A 24204-nucleotide genomic window follows, 5' to 3' on the forward strand; every position below is an offset into this window, starting at 1 on the left:
CGTGACGGTTGTACGTCCGGGGGCGGGCCTTCGCGGAAACCTCTCCGCACGGCACAGGGCCCGTACGGCACGGAGTGCTCGTACGGGCCCTGTGTCAGCGGGTCACGCCAGGTCAGCCGTTGCGCTTCCAGCGGGGCTTGTCGTCGCGGCGGCCGCCCCCGAAGGAAGAGGAGGAGGAACCGGACGGGCGGTGGTCGTCGCGACGGAAGCCGCCGGACGGGCGGTCGTCGCGGCGGAAGCCGCCCGAGGGACGGTCGTCGCGGCGGTCGCGGTTGAACGGACGGTCGTTGTCGCGGCGGAAGCCACCGGACGGACGGTCGTCGCGGCGGAAGCCGCCCGAGGGACGGTCGTTGTCCCGGCGGAAGCCGCCGGACGGACGGTCGTCGCGACGGAAGCCGCCACGGTCACCGCCACGGTCGCCACCGCGGTCGTCACGGTCACGGAAGCCGCCCGACGGACGGTCGTTGTCCCGACGGAAACCACCGGACGGACGGTCGTCGCGGCGGAAGCCGCCACGGTCGCCACCGCGGTCGTCACGGTCACGGAAGCCGCCCGAGGGACGGTCGTTGTCCCGACGGAAACCGCCCGACGGACGGTCGTCGCGACGGAAGCCGCCACGGTCGCCACCGCGGTCGTCACGGTTGAAGCCGCCCGACGGACGGTCGTCACGGCGGAAGCCGCCGGACGGACGGTCGTTGTCGCGACGGAAGCCACCGCGGTCACCGCCACGGTCGCCACCGCGGAAGCCGCCGCGGTCACCGCGGTCGTCACGGTTGAAGCCACCGCGGTCACGGCGCTCGTAGTTGCCCCGCTCGTCGCGGGCCGGGCGCTCCTCGCGGCGCTGCTCCTCGCGGGCGGCGCGCTCGGCCTCGGCAGCGGCGGCGGCGACCTCGGCCTCGGCGGCCTCGGTCACCTCGGCGACGGCCGAGTCCGGGTCCTCGCCGCGCTCGCGGGCGGCCTGGGCGACGAGGCGGTCGGCCTCCTCGCGGAGCTCGACGGCGCGGCGCTGGAGGCGCTCCAGCTGCTTGGTCAGGTCGACGACCTCGCGCTCGGCCTGCTTGGCCGAGTTGTTCGCGGAGTCGGCCTGGACCTCGGTCAGCGAACGGGCGCCGGTGATCTCGGCGACCTCGGGGTCGAAGGCGCCGGCGCCGCCGACGATGTGGCGCGTGGCGTCGACGCCCGCGTCCTCCATCAGGCGGAAGATCTGGCGGCGCTGGTGCGGCAGGGCCAGGGAGACCACGACACCGGAGCGGCCGGCGCGGGCGGTGCGGCCCGAGCGGTGCAGGTAGTCCTTGTGGTCGCCGGCCGGGTCCACGTTCAGGACCAGGTCGATGCCGTCGACGTGGATGCCGCGGGCGGCGACGTCGGTCGCGACGAGCGCGTTGACGTAGCCGTCCTTGAAGTCCGCCAGGGTGCGGGTGCGGGCGCCCTGGGTCATGCCGCCGTGCAGGGCGTCGGCCTTCACACCGGCGTCGCGCAGCTGCTCCGCGATGCGGTCGGCGCCCAGCTGGGTGCGGACGAAGATGATGGTGCGGCCCTTGCGCGCGGCGATGGCGGCGGTGACCGGGGCCTTGTCCTTCGGCTTCACGACGAGGACGTGGTGGGTCATGGTCGTCACGGCGCCGGCCGAGGGGTCGACCTCGTGCGTGACCGGGTTCACCAGGTAGCGCTTGACCAGGCTGTCGATCTCGTTCTCCAGGGTGGCGGAGAAGAGGAGGCGCTGGCCGCCGGCCGGGACCTGGTCGAGCAGCTCGGTGACCTCGGGCAGGAAGCCCAGGTCGGCCATCTGGTCGGCCTCGTCGAGGACGGCGATCTGGACCTGCTCCAGGGAGCAGGCGCCCCGGTTGATGATGTCGCGCAGACGGCCCGGGGTGGCGACGAGGATGTCGACGCCGCGCTCCAGGGCGTAGATCTGGTTGCCCATCGACGTACCGCCGCAGACGACCTTCATCTTGAGGCCGAGCACGTCGCCGTAGGGCTGGAGGGCGTCCGCGACCTGCATCGCGAGCTCACGGGTCGGGGTGAGGATGACGCCGCGGGGCTTCTTCTTCTCGGTCTGGCCGCCGGACAGGGTGGCGAGCAGCGGGAGGCCGAAGGAGAGGGTCTTGCCGGAGCCGGTGCGGCCCCGGCCCAGGATGTCCTTGCCGGCCAGGGCGTCCGGGATGGTCGCCGCCTGGATCGGGAAGGGGGTGGTCACGCCGTTCTGCGCGAGCTTGCGGACGACGCCCTCGGGCAGACCCAGGTCACCGAAGGTGATCTCGGGGGCCTGGTCGGTGTCGTCGGCCTCGTCGGCCGCGTCGGAGAGCTCGGCGTCGAGGGCCTCGACGGCCTCGTCGGTGATCTCCGCGTCGTCGGCCAGCTCGACGATCTCGGTGATCTCGTCGTTCTCGGGCATGACGGTGTGGTCAGAACTGGAAATGGACATGCGAAATGCGAAACCTTCCGGAGTCTCGGCACGCGCCCGTCAACTCCGTGTTTCGCCTTAAAGACCGCCTCAATGCGGTCAGCCACGGCAAGGGAGAGTACGCGCCAGTCACGGCGCTCTTCGATGGTGGCGCCGGGCAAATGGGATCAAACGATCTACCACCATACGCACTCACCCCCACCGCTGGCAAACCGACCGGGGTGATCCACGTCTCACACCGGGCTGACCTGCGGCGATGCCGCCGGTTCGGTGGCCGCCCCGGCCGCCCGCAGCCCTCCCAGCTGGGTCGAGGGCCCCTCGCTCGGCGGATCGGTGGGGTTCGAAGTGGGCTCGGGCGTGGGCTCCGGAGTCGGCTCCTGGGTCGGCTCCTGGGTCGGGGTCGGCTCCGCCGTGGGCTCCGGGGACGGGGTGCCCCCGCCCCCGCCCGGCGCGCCTCCCGCCTCGCCGCCGGTCCCGCCCGTGCCGCCGCCGTCCCCGCCGCCGCTCCCGCTGCCCCCGCTGCCGCCGTCCCCGCCCGCGTCCCCGCCGCCCGCCGCGCCCCCGTCCGCGCCGCCCGTCCCGGCGTGACCGCCGGCGTCCGCGCCGCCCGCGGGCGGCGTCCTGGAGGGCAGGGCCCCGCCGGGCTCGCCCGGCACCGGGGTCCGCGCGCCCGCGGAGGGCGAGGCGGAGGCGGAGGGCGAACCGCTCGGCACCGGGGACTTCCCGCCCCCGCCGGCCACGTCGGGGCCGCCGGGCCGCTCACCGCGCCCGCCGCCGTACGCGCCCCCGCCGCCGTCCGGCTCCCCGGTGCCGCCGCCGTCCGGCTCGGCCGAGGCCCCCGGCTTCCCCCCGCTCGCCCCCGGCGCCGGCCGGGCGCTCTCGTCGCCGACACTCATACAGCCGCTCAGACCGGCGCACGCGGCGACCGCGAGGGCGGCGGCGGCCCATCGAACGCGGGTGGGGAAATGGCGCACGGAGGCACCTCCAGGACACATAAGGGCGGGGAAGGAACGCGTCCCCCTGCCCAACTCCCCAGGCGCCGCAAGGGACACGGCGCGACGGCCCCCTGTTCGAGTTCCCTCCGCCCGCCCCGGCCCCCGTCCCCGCCCCCCCTGGGGGCCGGCCGGCTCAGCCGTAGCCGAGCGCGTGCAGCCGCTCGTCGTCGATGCCGAAGTGGTGGGCGATCTCGTGGACCACGGTGATCTCGGTCTCGGCCACCACGTCCTCCCGGGACTCGCACATCCGCAGCGTCGGCCCCCGGTAGATCGTGATCCGGTCGGGCAGCACGCCCGCGTACCACTCGCCCCGCTCGGTCAGCGGCGTCCCCTCGTAGAGCCCGAGCAGCTCGGGATCGTCCGGAGAGGGCTCGTCCTCCACGAACACCGCCACGTTGTCCATCAGCCGCGTCAGCTCCGGCGGGATCCGGTCCAGGGCCTCGCCGACAAGCTCCTCGAACTCCTCGCGCGTCATCTCCAGCACGGGCCCATTCTCCCTCCGGCGGAAACCGTTTTGGCGATACCGCCCGCCATCCCATATGCTTCTCACGTCCCCGACGCGCTGAGAAGCGCCCAGGTGGGGCCGTTAGCCCTCATCGTCTAGTGGCCCAGGACGCCGCCCTTTCAAGGCGGTAGCACGGGTTCGAATCCCGTTGGGGGCACGCACAACCGTGTGCGAGACTAGTGCTCGTACACAAGCAAGGCTCTGTGGAGCAGTTGGTTAGCTCGCCACCCTGTCAAGGTGGAGGTCGCGGGTTCAAGTCCCGTCAGAGTCGCCGAAGCTGGAAACAGCTTCGTGGCTGGGTAGCTCAGTTGGTACGAGCGATCGCCTGAAAAGCGATAGGTCGCCGGTTCGACCCCGGCCCCAGCCACAGCGAGAAGGGCCCCGTTCGTGAGAGCGGGGCCCTTCCTCTATTCCGGCTGCTCCGCCCGCCGCACCCGGCCACGGCCCCGCAGCGCGAGGACGAGACCGACCGCCGCCACGACCCCGACCAGCAGGGCCCAGTCCGGGACCGCCCGGCCCCACTCGGCCACCCGGCGCTCCACGGCGAAGGAGTCGTCCACCGAGAGCAGCCCCGGCAGCGCCGTCGTCCCGTCGAAGACCAGGAACAGCGTGCCGAGCGCCACGAAGAAGAGGCCCGAGGCCAGCGAGGTCGAGTGGACCTCGAAGCGCCCGAACCGCAGCGGCCGGCCGCGCAGCCAGCGCCGCCGCCCCAGGTCGTACCGCTCCCACAGCAGCGCCAGCGCGAACAGCGGCACCGCCATGCCCAGCGCGTACACCGCGAGCAGCAGACCGCCGTACGCCGGGCTGCCGCTCAGCGCCGCCACCGTCAGGACGCTGCCGAGGATCGGGCCCGCGCAGAACCCCGCCAGGCCGTAGACCAGGCCGAGGGCGTAGACCGAGACCGCCGAGGTCGGCCGGATGCGGCCGCTCGCCTCCGACATCCGGCGGGAGGCGAAGCCCAGGCCCAGGACCTGGAGGACGCCGAGCCCGATGATCAGCCAGCCGCCCGCGGTCACCAGCAGGTCCCGGTGGCCGTAGAAGAAGCGGCCCGCGAGCGAGCCCGCCGCGCCCAGCGGCACGAGGGTGGTGGCGAGGCCCGCGTAGAGGATCGCGGTCCGCGCCACCAGCTTCGCCCGGTTCTCGATCGAGTACGCGAAGAAGGCCGGCAGCAGCAGGGCGCTGCACGGGCTGAGGAGGGCGAGGAGGCCGCCGAGGAAGGCGGCGAAGTAGCCGATCCCGGAGGTCACCGGCCGGCCTTCGCCGAGGTGCGGGCCTTCTCCGCCGCCGCCTCGATGGCCTCCGTGAAGGTCTCCAGGGGCTGGGCGCCGGCGATCGGCCGGCCGTTGACCAGGAAGGACGGGGTGGAAGAGGCGCCGAGCGCGTACCCCTGCTCCTGGTCCTTCCGCACGGCCTCGCGGGCCGCCGCGCTCTCGCTGTCCTTCCCGAACCGCGCCAGGTCGGGCACCCCGGCCTCGGCCGCGAGGGCGCGCAGCCGCTCCGTGCCGAAGCCCTTCTCCTTGGCCCCGTCCGCGTACGCCGCCTTGTGGAACTGCCAGAAGCGGCCCTGCCGCCCGGCGGCCCAGGAGGCGCGGGCCACGGCCTCGGACTCCTCGCCGAAGATCGGGAAGTTCCGCCACTCGATGCGCAGGGTGCCGTTCTCGACGTACTTCTCCACCAGGGCGGGCTCGGTGTCCCGCGCGAACTGTCCGCAGTAGCCGCACTTGAAGTCGGCGTACTCGATCAGCACGACCGGCGCGTCGGCGCGGCCCAGGGCGAGCCCGTCGGACGCGTCCCGGCGGGCGTACTTCTCCAGCTGCTCGTAGACCCCGGCGTCCGGGTCGGCGGAGACCTCGGCGACGGAGGAGGAACCGGAGGCGGACGGGTCGGCCGGCTTGGTGGCGGTGTACGAGACGAGACCGAGCAGCGCGGCGGCGACGGCCACGCCCGCGACGATCAGGACGGGACGGGTCTTGGAGGGGGACTGGGGGCTGGACATGGCATGCACTCTAGACACGGCCCGGGAACACTCCGTGAGCAAGGGGTCCAAGCCGTCACAATCCGGCCGCCACGACGCTCGTAAATCGGTTCGCCGCTTCTCGGCCGCAGGTGCGATCCTGGATTCCGTATGTCTACTTCCTTCGCCGCCCTCCAGTCCGTCCTGGCCGGGGTCTCGCTGCGGGACTCCCACCGGCTCGGCCGTCGTCTCGAAGGCGCCCGCCGCATCCGCAAGCCCGAGGCCCGCGAGGCCGTCCTGGACGAGATCGCCGCAGAGGCGGCCAAGGCCAAGGAGCGCGTCGACGGGCGCGCCGCCCGCGTGCCCGCCGTCAGCTACCCCGAGCAGCTCCCGGTCTCGCAGAAGAAGGACGAGATCCTGGAGGCGATACGCGACCACCAGGTCGTGATCGTCGCCGGTGAGACCGGCTCCGGCAAGACCACCCAGATCCCGAAGATCTGCCTGGAGCTCGGCCGGGGCGTCCGGGGCATGATCGGCCACACCCAGCCCCGCCGGATCGCCGCCCGCACGGTCGCCGAGCGCGTGGCCGAGGAGCTGAGGACCCCGCTCGGCGAGGCCGTCGGCTGGAAGGTCCGCTTCACCGACCAGGTGAACCCCGACGCGACCTTCGTGAAGCTGATGACCGACGGCATCCTGCTCGCCGAGATCCAGACCGACCGCGAGCTGCGCGCCTACGACACGATCATCATCGACGAGGCCCACGAGCGGTCCCTCAACATCGACTTCCTGCTCGGCTACCTGGCCCAGCTGCTCCCGAGGCGCCCCGACCTCAAGGTCGTCATCACCTCCGCGACCATCGACCCGGAGCGCTTCTCCCGCCACTTCGGCGACGCCCCGATCGTCGAGGTCTCCGGACGGACGTATCCGGTGGAGGTCCGCTACCGGCCCCTCCTGGAGGAGGACTCCGAGGAGTCCGACCGGGACCAGATCACCGCGATCTGCGACGCCGTGGACGAGCTCCGGAAGGAGGGGCCCGGGGACGTCCTGGTCTTCCTCTCCGGCGAGCGGGAGATCCGCGACACCGCGGACGCGCTCACCAAGAAGAAGCTCTTCGACACCGAGATCCTCCCCCTGTACGCCCGGCTCTCCCACGCCGAGCAGCACCGCGTCTTCCAGGCGCACTCCGGCCGCCGGATCGTCCTCGCGACCAACGTCGCCGAGACCTCGCTGACCGTCCCCGGCATCAAGTACGTGATCGACCCGGGCACCGCCCGCATCTCGCGCTACTCGCACCGCACCAAGGTCCAGCGCCTCCCCATCGAGGCGATCTCGCAGGCCAGCGCCAACCAGCGCAAGGGCCGCTGCGGCCGTACGTCGGACGGCATCTGCATCCGGCTGTACTCCGAGGACGACTTCCTCACCCGCCCGGAGTTCACCGACGCCGAGATCCTCCGCACCAACCTGGCCTCCGTCATCCTCCAGATGACCGCGGCCGGCCTCGGCGAGATCGAGAAGTTCCCCTTCATCGACCCGCCGGACCACCGCAACATCCGGGACGGCGTCCAGCTCCTCCAGGAACTCGGCGCCATCGACCCCGCCGAGAAGGACCCGAAGCGGCGGCTCACCCCGCTCGGCCGGAAGCTCTCCCAGCTCCCCGTCGACCCCCGGCTCGCCCGCATGGTCCTGGAGGCCGACAAGAACGGCTGCGCCCGCGAGGTCATGGTGATCGCCGCCGCGCTCTCCATCCAGGACCCGCGCGAGCGGCCCTCCGAGAAGCAGGCCCAGGCCGACCAGCAGCACGCCCGCTTCAAGGACGAGACCAGCGACTTCCTCGCCTTCCTCAACCTGTGGCGGTACGTCCGCGAGCAGCAGAAGGAGCGCGGCTCGTCGTCCTTCCGCCGGATGTGCAAGCAGGAGTACCTGAACTTCCTGCGCATCCGCGAGTGGCAGGACATCTACGCCCAGCTGCGGACGGTCGCCAAGCAGATGGGGATACAGCTCACCGAGCCGCGGGACGACGAGGCCTTCCCCGAGCAGGCCATCCACGTCTCCCTCCTCTCCGGCCTCCTCAGCCACATCGGCCTCAAGGACGTGAAGGACTCCAAGGACGGCAAGGACGGCGCGAAGGACGGCCGGCGCGAGGGCGCCCGGGGCGAGTACCTGGGCGCGCGGAACGCCAAGTTCGCGATCTTCCCCGGCTCGGCGCTCTTCAAGAAGCCCCCGCGGATGGTGATGTCCGCCGAACTGGTGGAGACCTCCCGGCTCTGGGCCCGGGTGAACGCCCGGATCGAGCCCGAGTGGATCGAGCCGCTCGCCCAGCACCTGGTGAAGAAGACGTACAGCGAGCCGCACTGGGAGAAGGACCAGGCGGCCGTGATGGCCTTCGAGAAGGTGACCCTGTACGGCGTCCCGATCGTCGCCGACCGCAAGGTCAACTACGGCCGGATCGACCCCGAGGTCTCCCGCGAGCTCTTCATCCGCAACGCCCTGGTGGAGGGCGACTGGCGCACCCATCACAAGTTCTTCGCCGACAACCGCAAGCTGCTCACCGAGGTCGAGGAGCTGGAGCACCGGGCCCGGCGCCGGGACATCCTCGTCGACGACGAGACGCTCTTCGACTTCTACGACAAGCGGGTCCCCGAACACGTCGTGTCGGGCGCCCACTTCGACTCGTGGTGGAAGCACAAGCTCCACGAAGGAGGCACTGCGCCGGAGTTCCTCGACTTCGAGCGCGAGATGCTCATCAACGAGAAGGCCGGGGCCGTCACCAAGGACGACTACCCGGACTCGTGGCGGCAGGGCGCGCTCAAGTTCCGCGTGACGTACCAGTTCGAGCCGGGCGCGGACGCGGACGGCGTGACCGTCCACGTGCCGCTCCAGGTGCTGAACCAGGTGACGGACGAGGGCTTCGACTGGCAGATCCCGGGCCTGCGCGAGGAGGTCGTCACCGAGCTGATCCGCTCGCTGCCGAAGCCGATCCGCCGCCACTACGTGCCCGCGCCGAACTACGCCGGCCGCTTCCTGGACGCGGTCGTGCCGGTGCAGGAGCCGCTGACGACGGCGCTGGCGCGCGAGCTCCGGCGGATGGTCGGGGTACCGCTGACGCCGGAGGACTTCGACTGGGCCAAGGTCCCCGAGCACCTCAAGATCACCTTCCGGATCGTCGACGAGCGGCGCCGGAAGCTGGCCGAGGACAAGGACCTGGAGACGCTGCGCCTCAAGCTGCGCCCCAAGGCCCGCCAGGCGCTCTCCAAGGCCGCCCAGGCGGCCACGGCGGGCCCGGACGGCTCCGGGCCCTCCCTGGAGCGCGCGGGGCTCAGGGACTGGACGATCGGCACGCTGACGAAGGTCTTCGAGACCAAGCGCGGCGGCCAGCCGGTCAAGGCGTACCCGGCGCTGGTCGACGAGGGCGACTCGGTGGCCGTACGGCTCTTCGACTCGGAGGCCGAGCAGGCGGGGGCGATGTGGCGGGGCACCCGGAAGCTGATCATGCTGAACATCCCGGTGAACCCGGCGAAGTTCGCCTCCGACAGGCTGACCAACCAGCAGAAGCTGGCCCTGTCGGCCAACCCGCACGGCTCGATCCAGGCGCTCTTCGACGACTGCGCCACCGCCGCCGCCGACCGGCTGATCGCCGACCACGGCGGCCCGGCGTGGGACGAGGAGTCCTTCCGGAAGCTGTACGACAAGGTCCGCGCCGACCTGGTGGAGCTGACGATCCGCACGGTGGGCCAGGTCCAGCAGGTCCTGGCGGCCTGGCAGGCGTGCGAGCGGCGCCTGAAGGCCACCACGAGCCCCGCGCTGCTGCCGAACCTCCAGGACGTCCGGACGCAGCTCTCCTGGCTCGTGCCGGCCGGTTTCGTGACCCGTACGGGGCTGAAGCGGCTGCCGGACCTGATGCGCTATCTGGTGGCGGTGGACCGGCGGCTCCAGCAGATGCCGACCGGGGTCCAGCGGGACACCACCCGGATGGAGAAGGTCCACGAGATGCTCGACGAGTACGCGTGGCTCCTGGAGCAGCTGCCGAAGGGCCGGCCGGTGCCGGCCGAGGTCACGGACATCCGCTGGATGATCGAGGAGCTGCGGGTGAGCTACTTCGCGCACGCGCTGGGCACGGCCCATCCGGTGTCGGACAAGCGGATCGTGAAGGCCATCGACGCGGCGGTGCCGGGCCCGGCGCGGTAGGCGTCCCCCCCTGCGGGCCGTCCGCCGGTGGTGAGTTCGACCGGACCGCTGACCTGCTGTACAGTTCTTCTCGCAGCCAAGAAAGACCGGCTGCGAGGGCTCTGTGGAGCAGTTGGTTAGCTCGCCACCCTGTCAAGGTGGAGGTCGCGGGTTCAAGTCCCGTCAGAGTCGCTTTCGTAGAAGGCCCGCATCATCTCGATGCGGGCCTTCTTCGTGTGCCGGCACGCGGGTTCCAGCTCCACCCGAACGGGGGACCTTGGACCCACGGGCCGGGGACCAACGGCGGGTCGGGAGGCGCCCGCGGGGTGACAGGCTGTTCAGTGGCAAGCCTCCGGTGATGTGACGGGAGTCACTCGAAGTCCCTCCAGGACCCCCTCATTTACACCACCCCTACAACAGCTCGATTTAATACGTGCAATTGCACCCATGGCCGACGGGTGACCCGGGGCACAAAAAGACGATCGCGCTGGACCCGGCGGAGTCCAGCGCGATCGGTGACGGTGACCTGTTGGGGCAGGACCGCCGGCAGAGCTGTGGGACGGGCGACCGGATTGGGGGACCCGGACGTGCCCGGTACTACGGGGTGTTGCGTGTCTCGCCGAAGCCTCAGGCCTCGCTGCGCTGCTGCGGAATGCCCGCCAGCAGAGCGCGAACCTCGGCCTCGCGGTACCGGCGGTGCCCACCCAGGGTGCGGATGGACGTGAGCTTGCCGGCCTTGGCCCAGCGAGTGACCGTCTTCGGGTCCACGCGGAACATCGTGGCGACCTCGGCAGGGGTCAGCAGCGGCTCGGCATCAGGGGTGCGAGCGGTCATGAGCGGCCTCCTCGGGAGAACCGAACCTTCTCGGTTCTTTCCTCTAAATTCTGCACCTTGACCCGCCTTGCCCGAAATGGCAGAAGCGGGTCGAGTCGGTTATAGGACGAACGGCTTGTCCTCGGCACTACAACTACACCATCCGTCCAGCCGCGTCGGCCAAACCGATGGAATTGCCCTCGCAGGTGTTCATCAGCGGCGGAAGTCGACTGACCATGCCATAACGGACAGTCACACCACTGTGACGATCAGTCACAGAGCGATCAGGAGTCCTCAGACCCCCCATAGAGTGCAATGCTGAGCGTTCCGCCCAAAGTTGGACGGAAGGAACCCTCCCCGGACTCCTTGTCCTATTTTGGCACGAGGGTGGGCGATCGACGCAAGGGTGCGTTTAGTGCTGTCCGTCACGCTTGAGCCAAAGGCCCGGTTCAGGACCAACGTCCCGCCGGATCCGGACAGATCGATCCGGCCAGACGCCATGAAGATCATTTACCCCGACGGGACATGTCTTGTCCATGCACACCTGACGAAGATGCCCGACCTATGTCAATTCGCGTGGCGCAGGTCCCTGACGGCCCGCCAGCGCTCCGCGAGCCGGGCGTACACCTCGCCCGCCGCCTTCTCGTCCCCCGACCGCAGCGCCGCGAGCCCCTCCGCCACGTCCGCCGCCGACCGGTCCGCCGCCAGCCGCTCCCGGTCCACCGCGTGCACGAGCCCGCCGTAGTCCAGCTCCACGAGCGCCCGCGGGTGGAACTCCTCCAGCCAGCGGCCCACCTCGACCAGACCCTCCGCCATCGACCCCTCGTCCAGCGAGTCCCGCAGCGCGCGCAGCGCCCGCGCGAGCCGCCGCCGCGCCTGGGCCATCGTCGTCCGGTAGCGCAGCACCGGCGCCCGGCCGGCCGCCCGGTCCCCCGGCTCGTACACCCGCTCCTCGTCCCCGAAGAGCGCGAACCAGCGCAGCGGGACCTGCCACGCCGCCGTCCGGATCCACGGCCGCGCGTCCGGGTTCCGCTCCAGCCACCGCTCGTGGTCCGCCTCCACCTGGGCCCGTACGACCGGCGGCAGCATCGCGTCGAGCACCGGGGCCGGCAGCCCGCTCTCCGCCACCAGCTCGCGCAGCGCCAGCCAGCCCCGCAGCCGGGTCCGCCACGGGCAGACGACCACCACGCCGTCCAGGTGCGCCACGAAGGCCTCGCCGCTCTCGTGCACCGGCACCGGGACCGGCGGCACCGGCACCAGGTCCGCCAGCGAGCGCCGCAGTTCGTCCTGGGCCCCCGGGACGCACGGCCTGCGGACGTACCGCGACCAGTGGGTCCGCTCCGGCTCGGGGAACGCCGCCAGTGGCTCGTACACCCGCAGATAGGAGGCGTACGGGACGAGCAGCGCGGAGTCGACCGACATGTCCCGATCCTTCCACGCGGGTACTCCGCGAGGGGGTGATCCGGCCCACTCCGCCCCTCCTACGCCCAGGTAGGACTTAATCTCGTGGCGCAATGTGTCCTCCCCCACCCGCAGGGGGGACATTCCGCCGCTTCGTACCCGGGAGTCACCACCGTGACCGCTGTATCCGACGGCGTCCTGCACACCCTGTTCCACTCGGAGCAGGGCGGACACGAGCAAGTCGTGCTCTGCCAGGACCGCGCCACCGGCCTCAAGGCCGTCATCGCCCTGCACAACACCGCGCTGGGCCCCGCCCTCGGCGGCACCCGCTTCTACCCGTACGCGACCGAGGCCGAGGCCGTCGCCGACGCCCTCAACCTCGCGCGCGGCATGTCGTACAAGAACGCCATGGCCGGGCTCGACCACGGCGGCGGCAAGGCCGTGATCATCGGCGACCCCGAGCAGATCAAGACCGAGGAACTGCTCCTCGCCTACGGCCGCTTCGTCGCCTCCCTCGGCGGGCGCTACGTGACCGCCTGCGACGTCGGCACCTACGTCGCCGACATGGACGTCGTGGCCCGCGCCAACCAGTGGACCACCGGCCGCTCCCCCGAGAACGGCGGCGCCGGCGACTCCTCCGTCCTGACCGCCTTCGGCGTCTTCCAGGGCATGCGCGCCTCCGCCCAGCACCTGTGGGGCGACCCGACGCTGCGCGGCCGGAAGGTCGGCGTCGCCGGCGTCGGCAAGGTCGGCCACTACCTCGTCGAGCACCTGGTCTCCGACGGGGCCGAGGTCTTCGTCACCGACGTCCGCGAGGAGTCGGTGCGCCGGATCACCGAGAAGTTCCCGCAGGTGACCGTGGTCGCCGACACCGAGGCCCTGATCCGCGTCGAGGGCCTGGACGTCTACGCGCCGTGCGCGCTGGGCGGCGCGCTCAGCGAGGAGACGGTGCCGTTCCTCACGGCGAGGATCGTCTGCGGCGCGGCGAACAACCAGCTCGCCCACCCGGGGATCGAGAAGGACCTCGTGGAGCGCGGCATCCTCTACGCCCCCGACTACGTGGTGAACGCCGGCGGCGTCATCCAGGTCGCCGACGAGCTGCACGGCTTCGACTTCGACCGCTGCAAGGCGAAGGCCGTGAAGATCTTCGACACCACCCTGGAGATCTTCGCGCGTGCGAAGGCGGACGGCATTCCGCCGGCCGCCGCCGCCGACCGCATCGCCGAGCAGCGGATGGCCGAGGCCCGGCGCGGCTGAGCCGCCCCGGTCACGGGGAGTGACCGGCCCGCCGTCCGCGAGACTTCGCTCACGCCGGTCGGCGGGTCGACCCCCCGGAAGGGGTTAAAATCGCGATTGACCAGCGAGGAAAGGGCACCTCGATGGTTCTGTACCGGGGTATGTGATGCGCGCGGCGTACCGTAGACCCGAGGAAACAGGTACCGTTGAAGCCCTGCGGGCCGGTCTCTCCATCGAGAGTCCGTTTCGCATCATGAACGCGTGTCAAGACTCTGGGGCCAGCGAGCCCCGTCACCGAGGGGGTCGAGCCATGGGGCGCGGCCGGGCAAAGGCCAAGCAGACCAAGGTCGCCCGCCAGCTGAAGTACAGCAGCGGCGGGACTGACCTGTCGCGTCTGGCCAATGAGCTGGGCGCTTCGACTTCGAGCCAGCCGCCGAATGGCGAGCCGTTCGAGGACGACGACGAGGAAGACGACCCGTACGCGCAGTACGCGGATCTCTACAACACGGACGACGAGGACGAGGACGACGAGTCCGGTCCGCAGTCGTCCCGGCGTCGCGCTTGACCTTTTGAACGCCGAAACTCGGTCCAGGACATCCCGGACCGAGTTTTCGTGCTGCTCAGGGGCGGTACGAGCGGTCCGGAGACCATGAGGAAGGGGCACCCCGCCCGGCGGGGTGCCCCTTCTTCCGTGTACTCGGGTTCCGACTACTTCGCGTAGTCGCCGACCAGCTCCGCGCCGGAGTCCTTGTCGCCGCGCTCGGTGATCTCGCCGGCCACCCAGGCGTCGAGCCCGCGGTCGGCCAGCGTGGCGAGGGCGGCGTCGACCGACTCGGCGGGGACGACGGCCATCATGCCGACGCCCATGTTGAGGGTCTTCTCCAGCTCCAGGCGCTCCACCTGGCCGGCGGTGCCGACGAGGTCGAAGATCGCGCCGGGGGTCCACGTGGAGCGGTCCACGGTGGCGTGCAGGCCGTCCGGGACGACCCGGGCGAGGTTGGCCGCGAGGCCGCCGCCGGTGATGTGGCTGAAGGCGTGCACCTCGGAGGTCCGGGTGAGCGCCAGGCAGTCCAGCGAGTAGATCCTCGTGGGCTCCAGGAGCTCCTCGCCGAGGGTCCGGCCCAGCTCCTCGACCCGCTGGTCGAGCCGCATGCCGGCGCGGTCGAAGACCACGTGACGGACGAGCGAGTACCCGTTGGAGTGAAGCCCGGAGGAGGCCATGGCGATGACCGCGTCCCCCGTACGGATGCGATCGGCGCCGAGCAGGCGGTCGTGCTCGACGACGCCCGTGCCCGCGCCGGCCACGTCGAAGTCGTCCGGGCCGAGGAGGCCCGGGTGCTCCGCCGTCTCGCCGCCGATCAGGGCGCAGCCGGCGAGGACGCAGCCCTCGGCGATGCCCTTCACGATGGCGGCGACCCGCTCCGGGTGGACCTTGCCCACGCAGATGTAGTCGGTCATGAAGAGCGGCTCGGCGCCGCAGACGACGATGTCGTCCATGACCATGGCGACCAGGTCGTGGCCGATGGTGTCGTACACGCCCATCTGGCGGGCGATGTCGACCTTCGTGCCGACGCCGTCGGTCGCCGAGGCGAGCAGCGGGCGCTCGTAGCGCTTGAGGGCGGAGGCGTCGAAGAGGCCGGCGAAGCCGCCGAGGCCACCGAGGACCTCGGGGCGCTGCGTCTTCTTCACCCACTCCTTCATGAGCTCGACGGCGCGGTCGCCCGCCTCGATGTCGACGCCCGCAGAGGCGTAACTGGCGCCGCCTGCGGCACTGGCGATCTCAGACATGGGTTGAGAACTTTCGTGTCGTCACTGCGGGGTGCAGCGGGGTCTCACGGACGGCGCAGGGCGTCGGCGGCCGCGGTCGCGGCGGGGCCGGCGGCCAGCTCCGTCTCCAGGAGCTGCTTGCCGAGCAGCTCGGGGTCCGGCAGCTCCATCGGGTACTCGCCGTCGAAGCAGGCACGGCAGAGGTTCGGCTTGGCGATGGTGGTCGCCTCGACCATCCCCTCCAGGGAGATGTACGAGAGCGAGTCCGCGCCGAGCGACTTGCCGATCTCGTCGACGGACATGCCGTTGGCGATCAGCTCCGCGCGGGTGGCGAAGTCGATGCCGAAGAAGCAGGGCCACTTGACCGGCGGCGAGGAGATCCGGATGTGGACCTCGGCCGCGCCGGCCTCGCGGAGCATCCGGACCAGGGCGCGCTGGGTGTTGCCGCGGACGATGGAGTCGTCCACGACCACGAGCTTCTTCCCCTTGATGACTTCCTTGAGGGGGTTCAGCTTGAGGCGGATGCCGAGCTGGCGGATGGTCTGCGAGGGCTGGATGAAGGTGCGCCCGACGTAGGCGTTCTTCACCAGGCCGGCGCCGAAGGGGATGCCGGACGCCTCCGCGTAGCCGATGGCGGCGGGGGTGCCGGACTCGGGCGTCGCTATGACCAGGTCGGCCTCGACGGGGGCCTCCGCGGCGAGGCGGCGGCCCATCTCGACGCGGGAGAGGTACACGTTCCGGCCGGCGATGTCCGTGTCGGGGCGGGCCAGGTACACGTACTCGAAGACACAGCCCTTCGGCTTCGCTTCTGCGAAGCGGGAGGTGCGGATGCCGTTCTCGTCGATCGCGATCAGCTCGCCCGGCTCGACCTCGCGGACGAAGCTGGCGCCGCAGATGTCGAGGGCGGCGGACTCCGAGGCGACGACCCAGCCGCGCTCCAGCCGGCCGAGGACCAGCGGGCGGATGCCCTGCGGGTCACGGGCCGCGTAGAGCGTGTGCTCGTCCATGAAGACGAGGGAGAAGGCGCCCCGGACGTCGGGGAGGACCTTCGCGGCGGCCTGCTCGATGGTGAGCGGCTTGTCGTCCTCGTCGACCTGGGCGGCGAGGAGCGCCGTCAGCAGGTCGGTGTCGTTGGTGGCGGCGACCCGGGTGGCGCGGCCGTCCTTCTTGGGAAGGTCGGCGACCATCTCGGCCAGCTGCGCCGTGTTCACCAGGTTGCCGTTGTGGCCGAGCGCCAGGGACCCGTGGGCGGTGGCCCGGAAGGTCGGCTGGGCGTTCTCCCACACGGAGGCCCCGGTGGTCGAGTAGCGGGCGTGACCGACCGCGATATGACCCTGGAGGGAACCGAGAGAGGTCTCGTCGAAGACCTGGGACACGAGGCCCATGTCCTTGAAGACGAGGATCTGGGAGCCGTTGCTGACCGCGATTCCCGCGGATTCCTGACCCCGATGCTGGAGGGCGTAGAGCCCGAAGTACGTGAGCTTTGCGACCTCTTCACCCGGAGCCCAGACACCGAAGACGCCGCAAGCGTCCTGGGGGCCTTTCTCCCCGGGGAGCAGATCGTGATTGAGTCGACCGTCTCCGCGTGGCACGTCTTCGAGTCTAGGGGACCTCGACCACTGGTCCGAATTGGGGAACGGGGCGGAAACCGCCCTCGTGTGATCACACCAAAAGATCGCCGTCTACTTGGATGGCCCTACAAGGCAGGCGCGGGAAGGGTTCCCACCGCCGGGCCGCTCCGCCCGGACGCCCGTACCACCCCCCTCCGCCCGCCCGCGATGTGACGCAGAACGCATACACCGAGGGTTTCCCCGGCATTTCGATCACGCGAACTACGCGCGTCAACCCGGCCTTCCGGCGTTGACGCCCCCGGCCCGCTCGACCAGGCTCCTGGCCCATGCAGCCCCCGCGTGACCGCTCGGTCACCCTCGTCCAGCGCCGGCACGTGGACCTCGTCCGTGTCGCGAGCGCCGGCTGTCGCCGCGCCTGAACGCGCCGCCCCCCACCTCCCCCTTCTGCTTTCTCTTCGCTCCCTCTGGAGATCCCGCATGTCCACGTCCCTGTCCCGCCGCGCCTTCGGCGGGGCCGCCGCCGGCGCCGCCGCCGCGGCCGCCGTCGGTGCCGCGCCCGCCGCCGCGGCCACGCCCACCGCGGAGCGCCCCTTCCGGGCCGCGCGCCCGCGCCGCCACTCCCGGCGGCCGAACATCCTCTTCATCCTGGGTGACGACCTGGGCTGGGCCGACCTCTCCTCGTACGGCTCCCCGCACATCCGCACCCCGCACCTCGACCGGCTCGCCCGCGACGGCGTCCGCTTCACCGACGCCTACTCCGGCTCCGCGACCTGCTCCCCCACCCGGTTCAGCCTCTACACCGGCCGCCACCCGGGCCGTACGAAGGGCGGCCTCGCCGAACCGATCGCCGACAGGTCCGTCGGCCTGGAGCCCACCCACCCCACGCTCGCCTCGCTGCTCCGCGACTCCGGCTACGCCACCGCCCTCATCGGCAAGTGGCACTGCGGCTACCTCCCCGACTACTCCCCCACCAAGTCCGGCTGGGACGAGTTCTTCGGCAACTTCGGCGGCGCCCTGGAGTACTACTCCAAGCTCGGCCTCGGCGGCGAGTACGACCTCTACGAGGGCGACGCCGAGTACCGGGACCTGCGGTACTACACGCGGATCCTCACCGAGCGGGCGAGCGAGTACGTGAGCCGGGAGCACGAGGGGCCCTGGCTGCTGAACCTGAACTTCACCACCCCGCACTGGCCGTGGATCGCCGACGGCGACGAGGAGGCGAGCGCCGGGATCGTGCGCCGGATCAGGGCCGGCGACCGCTCCGCCCTCTGGCACCAGGACGGCGGCTCGGTCGAGAAGTACAAGGAGATGGTCGAGGACCTCGACCGCTCGGTCGGGCAGGTCCTCAAGGCGCTCAAGCGCTCCGGCCAGGAGCAGGACACCCTCGTCTTCTTCGCCAGCGACAACGGCGGCGAGCGCTTCTCCTACAACTGGCCCCTCGCCGGCAACAAGGGCTCCCTCCAGGAGGGCGGCATCCGCGTCCCCTCCGTCCTGCGCTGGCCCGCCCGGATCGACGGAGGCCAGGTCAGCGACCTGCCCGTGTACACGCCCGACTGGACCGCGACCCTCCTCGAACTCGCCGGCGCCCGGCCCCACCCCGCGTACCCCCTCGACGGCACCAGCCTCGCCGGGCACCTGCTGCGCGGCGAGGACGTGCCCGAGCGGGACCTCTTCTGGCGGGTGCGGGGCGAGCGGGCGCTGCGCCGCGGCGACTGGAAGTACTACCGCGGCGAGAACGGCCGCGACCAGCTCTTCCACCTCTCCGAGGACGCCCGCGAGCAGGCCGACCGGGCGCCCTTCGAGCAGGCGCGGCTGGCCGAGCTGCGGGCCGCCTGGGAGCGCGTCGACGCGGGACTGCTGCGCTACTGAGCCGGCCCGGCGACCGCCGTCAGCCCCTCGCCCGACCCGTCGGTGAGGGTCAGGGCGCGGTGGTCCAGCCGGTAGGAGAGGGGGCCGTCGAGGAGCTCGTAGAGCTTCGTCTCCAGGGCCATCTGGGGGCCCGTGCACATCATGCGGGTGGTGGCGGCCGGACCCTCGACGGTGAGGGTGCGGGCCCGCTCGTCGAGCTTCGCGGTCGCGGAGAAGCCGTTGCAGCCGAGGTTGCCGGTGATCCGGCCGTCGGCGCCGATGACGAAGCGGGCCTTCTCCCCGCTCCCGGCCGGGAGGGAGGCGGCCGTGTCGCCGGAGACCAGGCCGTCGACCTTCCAGGAGGTGCCGCGCAGCGGGACGGACGCCTCGGCGGTCAGCTCCACCTTCTTCGTCCCGTCGGAGGAGGCGAGGGTGAGCGCGCCGTCCGCCGGCGTGCCCCTCAGCGGCCCGGTGAAGGCGGCGAGGAAGGCGGTCTCGAAGCGCTGCCGGTCCTCGGGGCAGCCCATCTCCGTGACCTCCTCCGAGGAGACGGTCACGGTGGCGCCGGCCACGGCGACGGCCGCGCCGAAGCGGTTGCAGCCGGTACTGCCCTGGGCCCGCCCCTCCCCGGTGAAGTCGACGCGGGCCCCCTCGGGGGCCTTCGAGCGGCTGCCGTCGACGGTGACCGCGGCCACGGTCCAGTGGGTGCCGGTGAGCGGGAGGTCGGGGTCGCCCGCCCCCGCTCCCCCGGCCCCGCCCCGTCCACAGGCGGTGAGGGAGGCGAGCGTGACGAGCAGGACGGCGGCGGCGAGGGTGCTGCGCGGCTTCGGCATGCCGGTGGGACGCGGCGCGCGCCCGCCGGGTTCCCGGACTCAGCCCATCAGGGGAAGCAGCTGCTCCAGATCCGCCCGCTCGCCGCTGGCAGCGATCCGGGCCGCGTCCAGCTCGGCCGCCCAGGCGGTACGCCCGGTGGCCAGGCGGATCCAGGTGAGCGGGTCCGTCTCGACGACGTTCGGCGGGGTGCCCCGGGTGTGCCGGGGGCCCTCCACGCACTGCACCACCGCGTACGGCGGGATCCTGACCTCCACCGCGCCGCCGGGGGCCTTCGCCGCGAGCGCGTCGGCGAGCAACCGGGTGCAGGCGGCCAGCGCCTGCCGGTCGTAGGGGATCTCCGTGCCGGTCGCGGCGGCGAGGTCGTCGGTGTGCACGACCAGCTCGACGGTCCGGGTGACGAGGAAGTCGGCGAGCGTCATGGCGCCGAAACGGGTCGGCACGAGCCGCTCCCCGTCCGCGCCGGCGACCAGCTCCCCGTACCGCTCCGCCGTCCTCGCGTACAGCCCCGGCAGGTCGGCGGTGTCGGTGGCACGGACGTCCTCGTCGATCCGCCCGGCGGCGGTCGCGGTGGCCGGGGGCCAGTCCAGCAGGGCGAGTTCGCGCGCGGCCGGTTCGGGCCCTTCGAGGCCGCGGACGACCGCGCCGAGCGCCGTGGTCACGTGCCCGGCCAGGTCGCGCACCGTCCACTCCCCCAGCCGGGTGGGGCCGTCGAGGGCCTCCGGCGGCAGGGCGAGGACCGCGTCCCGGACGTGCCCGAACTGGGCGGAGACGGCGGCCCGGGTCTTGGCGGGGTCGTAGCTGCGGGTGCGTTTCCTGGCGGGTGGCATGGCCCGAGGCTAACGCCGAGACTTGAGGGGAGGGGGGAAACCCCTGTGGAAAGGCAGTGGGGGACCATGACCCATCACGAACACCCCGACGCGGCTGTCGTGCGCCGGGGGTACGAAGCGTTCGGTGCCGGCGACGTGGAGACGCTCGCCTCCCTCATGACCAGCGACTGCACGCACCACTCGCCCGGCGAGAGCCAGATGTCCGGGCACTTCAAAGGCCGGGACAACGTCCTGGCCCACTACGGGATGCTGGCCGAGCTGACCGGCGGAACCTTCCGGGTCGAGCTGAAGGGCGTCTACCCGGACGGCCGGGGCCACGTGATGTCCGTCCACCGGTGGCACGGCGACCGGGACGACCGGGGCATCGAGATGGACGGCGGCCTCTTCTTCACCCTCGTCGGCGGCAGGATCACCGACATCGACGAGTGCGTGGCGGACATCCCCGAGTCGGACGCCTTCTGGGGCGCGGGCTAGGACACCGGCCGCTCCCCGACCGGCGCGGTGAGGGACCCGCCGTTCCGGGGGGGGCGTGCGGGGCCGCCGTCCCGGAGGGCGTACGGGGCCGTCGTCCCGTACGCCGGGGAACGCGGAAACCCCCGCCCGAGCGGAGCGGGGGTTTCCGGTGGAACCGACTCAGGCCAGCAGGCCCGGGATCGTCGCCTCGTGCGCGGTGCGCAGCTCCTCCAGGGTGAGCGCGAACTCGCCCTGGACGTCGACCGCGTCGCCGTCGACGACGCCGATGCGGGTCGCCGGCAGGCCGCGGGCGCCGCACATGTCGGTGAAGCGGAGCTCCTCGCTGCGCGGGACGGCGACGACCGCGCGGCCCGCCGACTCCGAGAAGAGGAACGTGAAGGCGTCCAGGCCCTCGGGGACGACCAGGCGCGCGCCGTTCCCGCCGCGCAGGCAGGACTCGACGACCGCCTGCACGAGACCGCCGTCGGACAGGTCGTGCGCCGCGTCGATCATGCCGTCGCGGGAGCCCGAGATCAGGATCTCGCCGAGCAGCTTCTCCCGGTCGAGGTCCACGGCCGGCGGCATGCCGCCGAGGTGCTGGTGGATCACCTCGGACCAGGCCGAGCCGCCGAACTCCTCCTTGGTGTCGCCGAGCAGGTAGAGGAGCTGGCCCTCTTCCGCGAAGGCGATCGGGGTGCGGCGGTTGACGTCGTCGATCACACCGAGGACGGCCACGACGGGCGTCGGGTGGATGGCGACCTCACCGGTCTGGTTGTAGAGCGAGACGTTGCCGCCGGTGACCGGGGTGCCCAGCTGGAAGCAGCCGTCGGCGAGGCCGCGGGTGGCCTCGGCGAACTGCCACATGACGGCCGGGTCCTCGGGCGAACCGAAGTTCAGGCAGTCCGAGATGGCGAGCGGCTTGGCGCCGGAGGCGGCGACGTTGCGGTACGCCTCCGCGAGCGCGAGCTGCGCGCCGGTGTACGGGTCGAGCTTGGCGTACCGGCCGTTGCCGTCGGTCGCCATGGCCACGCCGAGGTTGGTCTCCTCGTCGATGCGGACCATGCCGGCGTCCTCGGGCTGCGCCAGGACCGTGTTGCCCTGCACGAAGCGGTCGTACTGGTCCGTGATCCAGGACTTCGAGGCCTGGTTCGGGGACGAGACGAGCTTCAGGACCTGGTCCTTCAGCTCGGCGCCGTTCCGCGGCCGGGGCAGCTTGCCGGCGTCGTCGGCCTGGAGCGCGTCCTGCCACTCCGGGCGGGCGTACGGCCGGTGGTAGGTCGGGCCCTCGTGGGCGACGGAGCGCGGCGGCACGTCGACGATCTGCTCGCCGTGCCAGAAGATCTCCAGGCGCTCGCCCTCGGTGACCTCACCGATGACGACCGCGATGACGTCCCACTTCTCGCAGATCTCCAGGAAGCGGTCGACGTGCTGCGGCTCGACGATCGCGCACATGCGCTCCTGCGACTCGCTCATGAGGATCTCCTCGGGAGAGAGCGTGGCGTCGCGCAGGTGGACCTTCTCCAGGTCGACCCGCATGCCGCCGGAGCCGGCCGAGGCCAGCTCGGAGGTGGCGCAGGAGAGCCCGGCGCCGCCGAGGTCCTGGATGCCCGCGACGAGCTTCTCCTGGAAGATCTCCAGGGTGCACTCGATGAGGAGCTTCTCCTGGAACGGGTCGCCGACCTGGACCGCGGGGCGCTTGGTCGGCTTGGTGTCGTCGAAGGTCTCGGACGCGAGGACCGAGACGCCGCCGATGCCGTCGCCGCCGGTGCGGGCGCCGTACAGGATGACCTTGTTGCCGGGGCCGGAGGCCTTGGCGAGGTGGATGTCCTCGTGCTTCATCACGCCGATGCAGCCGGCGTTGACCAGGGGGTTGCCCTGGTAGCAGGAGTCGAAGACGACCTCGCCGCCGATGTTCGGCAGGCCCAGGCAGTTGCCGTAGCCGCCGATGCCGGCGACGACACCGGGCAGCACGCGCTTGGTGTCGGGGTGGTCGGCCGCGCCGAAGCGCAGCGGGTCGACGACCGCGACCGGGCGGGCGCCCATGGCGAGGATGTCGCGGACGATGCCGCCCACGCCGGTGGCCGCGCCCTGGTAGGGCTCGATGTACGAGGGGTGGTTGTGCGACTCGACCTTGAAGGTGACCGCGTACCCCTGGCCCACGTCGACGACGCCGGCGTTCTCGCCGATGCCGACGAGCATGGCGTCGTTCTCCGGGGTCTTCTCGCCGAACTGCTTCAGGTGGACCTTGCTGCTCTTGTAGGAGCAGTGCTCGGACCACATGACGGAGTACATGGCGAGCTCGGCGCCGGTGGGACGGCGGCCGAGGATCTCGCGGATGCGCGCGTACTCGTCCTCCTTGAGGCCGAGCTCCTTCCAGGGCTGCTCGCTGTCCGGCGTCTCGCTCGCGTGCTTGACGGTGTCGAGGCTCATCAGGCGTTGACCAGCTTCTTGAGGATCGAGGTGAAGAAACCGAGGCCGTCCGTCTTGCCGGTGCCGACCAGCGGCTCGACGGCGTGCTCGGGGTGCGGCATGAGGCCGACCACGTTGCCTGCGGCGTTGGTGATGCCCGCGATGTCGCGGAGCGAGCCGTTGGGGTTCACGTCCAGGTAGCGGAAGGCCACCCGCCCCTCGGCCTCCAGCTCGTCGAGCACGCGCTCGTCGGCGACGTACCGGCCGTCCATGTTCTTGAGCGGGACCTCGATCTCCTGGCCCCGGACGTAGTCCGAGGTCCAGGCGGTCTCCGCGTTCTCCACCCGCAGCTTCTGGTCGCGGCAGATGAAGTGGAGGTGGTTGTTGCGGAGCATCGCGCCCGGCAGCAGATGGGCCTCGGTGAGGATCTGGAAGCCGTTGCAGATGCCGAGGACCGGCATGCCGGCCTTCGCCTGCTCGATGATGGTCTCCATCACCGGCGAGAAGCGCGAGATGGCGCCCGCCCGCAGGTAGTCGCCGTAGGAGAAGCCGCCGGCGAGGACCACGGCGTCGACCTGCTTGAGGTCCTTGTCGCGGTGCCACAGCGAGACCGGCTCGGCGCCCGCGAGGCGGGCGGCGCGCAGCGCGTCCTGGTCGTCGAGCGTGCCGGGGAAGGTGACGACGCCGATGCGAGCGGTCACGACTCGACCTTCACGACGAAGTCTTCGATCACGGTGTTGGCAAGGAAGGTTTCGGCCATCTCATGGATGCGGGCGAGGGCGGCGTCGTCGACCGGCCCCTCCACCTCCAGCTCGAAGCGCTTCCCCTGACGGACGTCGGCGATCCCGGCGAACCCGAGGCGGGGCAGTGCACGCTGCACCGCCTGTCCCTGGGGGTCGAGGATCTCCGGCTTGAGCATGACGTCGACTACGACGCGTGCCACTGGCACTCCCGGTGGTGTGTTGCGTGGGCGGTTCCCTCAGCGTACCTGCCTCCAAATTCTACGCGGGTAGAGATCTGAAG

General features: G+C 71.6%; 20 protein-coding genes and 4 tRNA genes. 10 read left to right on the forward strand and 14 right to left on the reverse strand.

What is annotated here, in order from left to right; genetic code table 11:
• Positions 1 to 112: 112 nt before the first annotated feature.
• From ACF1ED_RS28730 to ACF1ED_RS28740, 3 genes are all read right to left on the reverse strand, one after another.
• Complete coding sequence (locus ACF1ED_RS28730) at positions 113 to 2425, reverse strand: DEAD/DEAH box helicase (RefSeq protein WP_391765314.1); 2313 nt, start codon at positions 2423 to 2425, stop codon at positions 113 to 115.
• A 212-nt stretch (positions 2426 to 2637) separates the two neighbouring features.
• Entirely contained in the window at positions 2638 to 3378 is a 741-nt protein-coding gene (locus ACF1ED_RS28735) for a hypothetical protein (RefSeq protein WP_391765315.1), read from the reverse strand.
• A gap of 154 nt (positions 3379 to 3532) precedes the next feature.
• The gene (locus tag ACF1ED_RS28740; protein ID WP_043224744.1) at positions 3533 to 3883 is read right to left on the reverse strand and encodes a metallopeptidase family protein; all 351 of its coding nucleotides are present in this window, start codon (positions 3881 to 3883) and stop codon (positions 3533 to 3535) included.
• Between the two features lie 105 nt (positions 3884 to 3988).
• Here ACF1ED_RS28740 and ACF1ED_RS28745 point away from each other — a divergent pair.
• The 3 genes from ACF1ED_RS28745 to ACF1ED_RS28755 all read left to right on the forward strand — a co-directional run bounded on the left by ACF1ED_RS28745 (position 3989) and on the right by ACF1ED_RS28755 (position 4271).
• Positions 3989 to 4061: transfer RNA gene (locus tag ACF1ED_RS28745), tRNA-Glu, on the forward strand.
• A gap of 40 nt (positions 4062 to 4101) precedes the next feature.
• Positions 4102 to 4175, forward strand: a tRNA-Asp gene (locus ACF1ED_RS28750).
• 22 nt (positions 4176 to 4197) lie between these two features.
• Positions 4198 to 4271: transfer RNA gene (locus tag ACF1ED_RS28755), tRNA-Phe, on the forward strand.
• 40 nt (positions 4272 to 4311) lie between these two features.
• Here the strand turns inward: ACF1ED_RS28755 and ACF1ED_RS28760 are convergent.
• Together ACF1ED_RS28760 and ACF1ED_RS28765 are read right to left on the reverse strand one after the other, a co-directional pair.
• Positions 4312 to 5151: a cytochrome c biogenesis CcdA family protein gene (locus ACF1ED_RS28760; protein WP_391765317.1), complete on the reverse strand. Its 840-nt coding sequence runs from the start codon at positions 5149 to 5151 to the stop codon at positions 4312 to 4314.
• Positions 5148 to 5900: a DsbA family protein gene (locus ACF1ED_RS28765; RefSeq protein WP_391765319.1), complete on the reverse strand. Its 753-nt coding sequence runs from the start codon at positions 5898 to 5900 to the stop codon at positions 5148 to 5150. The genes ACF1ED_RS28760 and ACF1ED_RS28765 overlap by 4 nt, the downstream gene beginning before the upstream one ends.
• 129 nt (positions 5901 to 6029) lie before the next feature.
• On the opposite strand from ACF1ED_RS28765, the gene hrpA reads away from it, so the two are divergent.
• Positions 6030 to 10043 carry an ATP-dependent RNA helicase HrpA gene (hrpA, locus tag ACF1ED_RS28770; protein ID WP_391765321.1) on the forward strand — a complete coding sequence of 1338 codons (4014 nt, stop codon included), beginning with the start codon at positions 6030 to 6032 and terminating at the stop codon, positions 10041 to 10043.
• Positions 10044 to 10140: 97 nt separating this feature from the next.
• Positions 10141 to 10214, forward strand: a tRNA-Asp gene (locus tag ACF1ED_RS28775).
• A 435-nt stretch (positions 10215 to 10649) separates the two neighbouring features.
• Here the strand turns inward: ACF1ED_RS28775 and bldC are convergent.
• Both bldC and ACF1ED_RS28785 read right to left on the reverse strand, forming a co-directional pair.
• Positions 10650 to 10856 (reverse strand): developmental transcriptional regulator BldC, encoded by a 207-nt coding sequence (bldC, locus tag ACF1ED_RS28780; RefSeq protein ID WP_003949541.1) that lies wholly within the window; start codon positions 10854 to 10856, stop codon positions 10650 to 10652.
• 546 nt (positions 10857 to 11402) lie between these two features.
• Positions 11403 to 12257 carry a hypothetical protein gene (locus tag ACF1ED_RS28785; protein WP_391765323.1) on the reverse strand — a complete coding sequence of 285 codons (855 nt, stop codon included), beginning with the start codon at positions 12255 to 12257 and terminating at the stop codon, positions 11403 to 11405.
• Between the two features lie 153 nt (positions 12258 to 12410).
• Here ACF1ED_RS28785 and ACF1ED_RS28790 point away from each other — a divergent pair, with 153 nt between their 5' ends.
• Both ACF1ED_RS28790 and ACF1ED_RS28795 read left to right on the forward strand, forming a co-directional pair.
• Positions 12411 to 13493 (forward strand): Leu/Phe/Val dehydrogenase, encoded by a 1083-nt coding sequence (locus ACF1ED_RS28790; RefSeq protein WP_391765325.1) that lies wholly within the window; start codon positions 12411 to 12413, stop codon positions 13491 to 13493.
• A 289-nt stretch (positions 13494 to 13782) separates the two neighbouring features.
• Positions 13783 to 14037 carry a DUF3073 domain-containing protein gene (locus ACF1ED_RS28795; RefSeq protein WP_189852480.1) on the forward strand — a complete coding sequence of 85 codons (255 nt, stop codon included), beginning with the start codon at positions 13783 to 13785 and terminating at the stop codon, positions 14035 to 14037.
• 143 nt (positions 14038 to 14180) lie between these two features.
• On the opposite strand, the gene purM is transcribed toward ACF1ED_RS28795, so the two are convergent.
• On the reverse strand, positions 14181 to 15260 hold the full coding sequence (gene purM / locus ACF1ED_RS28800) for a phosphoribosylformylglycinamidine cyclo-ligase (RefSeq protein WP_391765327.1): 1080 nt from the start codon (positions 15258 to 15260) through the stop codon (positions 14181 to 14183).
• Positions 15261 to 15304: 44 nt separating this feature from the next.
• Positions 15305 to 16831 (reverse strand): amidophosphoribosyltransferase, encoded by a 1527-nt coding sequence (purF, locus tag ACF1ED_RS28805; protein ID WP_391765329.1) that lies wholly within the window; start codon positions 16829 to 16831, stop codon positions 15305 to 15307.
• A 305-nt stretch (positions 16832 to 17136) separates the two neighbouring features.
• Here purF and ACF1ED_RS28810 point away from each other — a divergent pair, with 305 nt between their 5' ends.
• Together ACF1ED_RS28810 and ACF1ED_RS28815 are read left to right on the forward strand one after the other, a co-directional pair.
• Positions 17137 to 17229 carry a putative leader peptide gene (locus ACF1ED_RS28810; RefSeq protein ID WP_324616102.1) on the forward strand — a complete coding sequence of 31 codons (93 nt, stop codon included), beginning with the start codon at positions 17137 to 17139 and terminating at the stop codon, positions 17227 to 17229.
• Between the two features lie 58 nt (positions 17230 to 17287).
• Positions 17288 to 18679 carry a sulfatase gene (locus ACF1ED_RS28815; RefSeq protein WP_391765331.1) on the forward strand — a complete coding sequence of 464 codons (1392 nt, stop codon included), beginning with the start codon at positions 17288 to 17290 and terminating at the stop codon, positions 18677 to 18679.
• Here the strand turns inward: ACF1ED_RS28815 and ACF1ED_RS28820 are convergent.
• Together ACF1ED_RS28820 and ACF1ED_RS28825 are read right to left on the reverse strand one after the other, a co-directional pair.
• Positions 18673 to 19491 carry an META domain-containing protein gene (locus tag ACF1ED_RS28820; protein ID WP_391765333.1) on the reverse strand — a complete coding sequence of 273 codons (819 nt, stop codon included), beginning with the start codon at positions 19489 to 19491 and terminating at the stop codon, positions 18673 to 18675. The two genes, ACF1ED_RS28815 and ACF1ED_RS28820, sit on opposite strands and share 7 nt — an antisense overlap.
• Positions 19492 to 19530: 39 nt before the next feature.
• Positions 19531 to 20319: a sterol carrier family protein gene (locus ACF1ED_RS28825; RefSeq protein WP_391765334.1), complete on the reverse strand. Its 789-nt coding sequence runs from the start codon at positions 20317 to 20319 to the stop codon at positions 19531 to 19533.
• Positions 20320 to 20385: 66 nt separating this feature from the next.
• On the opposite strand from ACF1ED_RS28825, the gene ACF1ED_RS28830 reads away from it, so the two are divergent.
• Entirely contained in the window at positions 20386 to 20793 is a 408-nt protein-coding gene (locus tag ACF1ED_RS28830) for a nuclear transport factor 2 family protein (protein WP_391765336.1), read from the forward strand.
• A 159-nt stretch (positions 20794 to 20952) separates the two neighbouring features.
• Here the strand turns inward: ACF1ED_RS28830 and purL are convergent, their stop codons facing one another.
• The 3 genes from purL to purS are packed head-to-tail and all read right to left on the reverse strand — an operon-like array spanning position 20953 to position 24124.
• On the reverse strand, positions 20953 to 23202 hold the full coding sequence (gene purL / locus ACF1ED_RS28835) for a phosphoribosylformylglycinamidine synthase subunit PurL (RefSeq protein WP_391765338.1): 2250 nt from the start codon (positions 23200 to 23202) through the stop codon (positions 20953 to 20955).
• Positions 23202 to 23882: a phosphoribosylformylglycinamidine synthase subunit PurQ gene (purQ, locus tag ACF1ED_RS28840; RefSeq protein WP_391765340.1), complete on the reverse strand. Its 681-nt coding sequence runs from the start codon at positions 23880 to 23882 to the stop codon at positions 23202 to 23204. Before purQ ends, purL begins: the two co-directional genes overlap by 1 nt.
• On the reverse strand, positions 23879 to 24124 hold the full coding sequence (gene purS / locus ACF1ED_RS28845; RefSeq protein ID WP_015035032.1) for a phosphoribosylformylglycinamidine synthase subunit PurS: 246 nt from the start codon (positions 24122 to 24124) through the stop codon (positions 23879 to 23881). The genes purQ and purS overlap by 4 nt, the downstream gene beginning before the upstream one ends.
• Positions 24125 to 24204 lie beyond the last annotated feature (80 nt).

The organism is Streptomyces sp. NPDC014656 (genome assembly GCF_043084305.1).
GTDB lineage: Bacteria > Actinomycetota > Actinomycetes > Streptomycetales > Streptomycetaceae > Streptomyces.

Coding starts and splice junctions, on each gene's coding strand:
- ACF1ED_RS28795 (WP_189852480.1), top strand. CDS start 13,783: ATGGGGCGCGGCCGGGCAAAGGCCAAGCAGACCAAGGTCGCCCGCCAG.
- ACF1ED_RS28825 (WP_391765334.1), bottom strand. CDS start 20,319: ATGCCACCCGCCAGGAAACGCACCCGCAGCTACGACCCCGCCAAGACC.
- ACF1ED_RS28785 (WP_391765323.1), bottom strand. CDS start 12,257: ATGTCGGTCGACTCCGCGCTGCTCGTCCCGTACGCCTCCTATCTGCGG.
- ACF1ED_RS28830 (WP_391765336.1), top strand. CDS start 20,386: ATGACCCATCACGAACACCCCGACGCGGCTGTCGTGCGCCGGGGGTAC.
- ACF1ED_RS28815 (WP_391765331.1), top strand. CDS start 17,288: ATGTCCACGTCCCTGTCCCGCCGCGCCTTCGGCGGGGCCGCCGCCGGC.
- bldC (WP_003949541.1), bottom strand. CDS start 10,856: ATGACCGCTCGCACCCCTGATGCCGAGCCGCTGCTGACCCCTGCCGAG.
- ACF1ED_RS28730 (WP_391765314.1), bottom strand. CDS start 2,425: ATGTCCATTTCCAGTTCTGACCACACCGTCATGCCCGAGAACGACGAG.
- ACF1ED_RS28820 (WP_391765333.1), bottom strand. CDS start 19,491: ATGCCGAAGCCGCGCAGCACCCTCGCCGCCGCCGTCCTGCTCGTCACG.
- hrpA (WP_391765321.1), top strand. CDS start 6,030: ATGTCTACTTCCTTCGCCGCCCTCCAGTCCGTCCTGGCCGGGGTCTCG.
- ACF1ED_RS28765 (WP_391765319.1), bottom strand. CDS start 5,900: ATGTCCAGCCCCCAGTCCCCCTCCAAGACCCGTCCCGTCCTGATCGTC.
- purM (WP_391765327.1), bottom strand. CDS start 15,260: ATGTCTGAGATCGCCAGTGCCGCAGGCGGCGCCAGTTACGCCTCTGCG.
- purL (WP_391765338.1), bottom strand. CDS start 23,202: ATGAGCCTCGACACCGTCAAGCACGCGAGCGAGACGCCGGACAGCGAG.
- ACF1ED_RS28810 (WP_324616102.1), top strand. CDS start 17,137: ATGCAGCCCCCGCGTGACCGCTCGGTCACCCTCGTCCAGCGCCGGCAC.